Annotated in this window: 1 protein-coding gene; it reads left to right on the forward strand. The window is 58.6% G+C overall.

Annotated elements, in window-relative coordinates:
* A partial coding sequence (locus H6F43_RS00130) for a tetratricopeptide repeat protein (RefSeq protein ID WP_190340017.1) occupies positions 1–3254 on the forward strand: 3254 nt, incomplete at both ends.

The raw sequence follows: 3254 nt of genomic DNA on the forward strand, positions 1-3254 counted from the left end.
TCGTTTCTGCCGATGCGTCCCTTTGCCCAACCGCTGTGGGACGGGTCTCCCTTAAACGGCAAAACCATCTTCCTGCACGCAGAGCAGGGCGTAGGCGACATGATTCAGTTCATTCGCTATGTGCCCCTAGTGATCGATCGTGGCGGTCGCGTCATCGTCGAATGTCATCCTCCGCTCGTTCGCCTGTTCCAGGGGCTTCCCGGCATTCATCAGGTCATTGCCTATGGGGCAACTCCACTCGCCTTCGATGTGCACGCGCCGTTGATGAGCCTGCCTAATCTTCTGGGCACCACGATCGACACAATCCCCGCCTCCCTGTCGTTTCCCTCTGATATTCGAAATTCAGAATTCAAAATCCAGAATTCAAAATTCAAGCTCGGCTTCGTCTGGACGGGCAATCCCCAGAACCCCTACAACCGCACGCGCACCTGTCCGCTGGAGTTGCTGCTGACGCTGGCATTGCCGAATGTGGCCCTGTACAGCTTGCAGAAAGACTTGAGTCCTGAAGACCAAGAGCGGCTACGATCGCATCCTCACGTTCACGATTTGAGCGATCGGCTGACCGACTTCAGCAGCACCGCCGCGCTGATTCAGTCGCTTGATTTAGTGATTTCGATCGACACGGCAGTTGCCCATCTCGCGGGTGCTCTCGGCAAACCTGTGTGGCTACTGCTGCCGTTTGCCCCCGACTGGCGCTGGATGCTGCACCGCGACGACAGCCCGTGGTATCCGACGATGCGGCTGTTCCGTCAGCCCAGCGTTGGCGATTGGAGCACGGTGATTCAGCAGGTCCGATCGACCCTAGAACACACCACCTCCAACGCCGCCTCACTGTCTACCGCCTTGCACCACTACCACACCCGCAACTTCTCCGACGCGGAACACGAGTGTCACGAGATCCTCCAGCAGAAGCCGAACCACGCCGAAGTTCGCCACTTGCTTGCCGTCATTCTGTGCCAAACCGGTCGAACGGAACTGGCAATTCCCCACCTGCGGCAAGTGGTTCAAACACAGCCCCAATGGGCAGAAGCGCGGGGAAATCTTGCAAATGCCTTGCAGCAGCGGGGCGAATCGGTGGACGCGATCGCCCACTACGAGCGGGCGATCGCCCTCAAGCCCGACTATGTAGAGGCGTACCAGAATCTCTCGGTAGCGCTGCGAGACCAGGATCGACTGGAAGAAGCCGTTGAGCGAAGCCAGCAGGCGATCGCGCTGCAACCGGATTTTGCAGAAGCGCACTACAATCTTGGCTTTATACAGCGGCAGCTTGGCAGACTGGACGCGGCGATCGCCAGCTATCGTCGTGCGCTGCAACTGCAACCAAACTTCGTCAGCGCCCACAAGAATTTGGGTCACGCGCTGCTGCTGACAGGCGATCTAACGCAGGGATTCGCCGAGTACGAATGGCGCTGGCAGCAGCCCAACTGGAGTCGTTCGTTCTCCCAACCGCTGTGGGACGGCTCACCGCTGCCCGACAAAACGATTCTGCTCCACGCCGAACAAGGCTGCGGCGACACCCTGCAATTTATTCGCTATGTAGCGCTGGTGCGCGATCGCGTCGGCAGCGTCATCGTCGAATGCCAAGAATCCCTGCTGCGGCTGCTGCAAACCGTCCCCGGCATCGATCGTCTCGTTCCCCAGGGTGCTCCCCTTCTCCCGTTTGATGTCCACGCACCCCTGCTCAGCCTGCCGCGTATTTTAGGAACAACCCTCGACACCATTCCCGCCCCCTTTCCTTTTATCCCTAAAATCCAAAATTCAGAATTCAAAATTCAGAATTCAAAATTCAACGTCGGCATCGTCTGGAGCGGCAACCCGGACCACAAAAACAACCGCCAGCGATCGTGTCCCCTGGACCAGTTTCAACGCCTGCTAGACATTCCTAACGTTTGCTTCTACAGCCTCCAGAAGGGCGCGGCTGCCGCGGAGTTAGCTAGCGATTCTGCGATCGCAGATTTGAGTCAAGACCTGCACGATTTTGCGGATACCGCTGCGACGATCGCCCAGCTCGATTTGGTGATTACCGTCGATACGGCAGTTGCCCATCTCGCAGGCGCAATGGGCAAACCCGTGTGGCTGCTGCTGTGTTTTGCTCCCGATTGGCGCTGGATGCTGGAGCGGCAGGATAGCCCGTGGTACCCGACAATGCGGCTGTTTCGTCAGCCGCGACGCGGCGATTGGAGTGCGGTGTTCGATCGCGTCCACGTCGCTCTAAGGCAGCTTGCGCAACCAACGCCGGAACCAACTCGATCGACGACCCCGACGATCGCTCTGTCCTGGCAACTGGATCAACTTACCGAGTGGGGAATTTACGGAACGAATCTGGCGCTTCAGCTTCGGACGCAGTCTCGCGTGCAGCCTGTGCTGACGTCAATGGCAGCGTCGCTGACGCCGCTAGATCGTGCCCTGCTGGGTCCGCTGCAGCTAGACGCTCCACCACAGTCGTCGATCGTCCTGCACGCGCTAACCGACGATGTGGCAGTTGAGCCACTGCCAGACCAGCGCAATGTGGGACTCGTGCGCCTGAGTCACTCACAACTGTCCGCCGCGGCGATCGCGCGTCTGCAAACCTTCGATCAGCTCATTACCTTTTCTAGCTGGAACGCGGAGATTTTAAGCCGCTACGGATTGCAGGCGGAGATGATTTTGCCAGGAATCGATCCGAGTGTGTTTCATCCTGCGCCGAACGCGAATCGGTTTGGCGATCGCTTCGTTGTGTTCTGTCGGGGTGAACTCAGCGATCGCAGCGGCTTTGATGTGATTCTCAGCGCCTTCAAGACTTTTCATGCGCATCACCCCGATGCCTTACTGCTCGTCGAAGCGATCGCGCCGTTCCAGCTAAACGCCGACTTACCGCCAACTGCCGTCGTAGTGATGGAGCAGGTGCCGAATCCGCTATTGGGTCAACTGCTGCGCGAAGTGAGCGTCGTGGTGTTTGCCGATCGGTGCTACAGCACACCGCTGCTGGCAATGCAAAGTCTCGCCTGCGGCATTCCCACCGTGCTGTCTGCCAATACGGCACACCTAGACCTAATTCGCCACAATCTCGGCTATCCTCTGCGGGCACAACCGTCGGTGAAGCCGTCGATCGACGCGAAGGGCTGGGGCGAACCGGATGCAGACGAGCTGGTTGAGACGCTGGAGCGAATCTACGTCGATCGCCAGGAAGCCCACCATCGCAGCATTGCCGCCGCTGACTTCATGCAGAATTGGACCTGGAACACGCATCTGCAACACCTGCTAAGGCTTGCAAT

Source organism: Leptolyngbya sp. FACHB-36 (assembly GCF_014695955.1).
Lineage (GTDB): Bacteria > Cyanobacteriota > Cyanobacteriia > Leptolyngbyales > Leptolyngbyaceae > FACHB-36.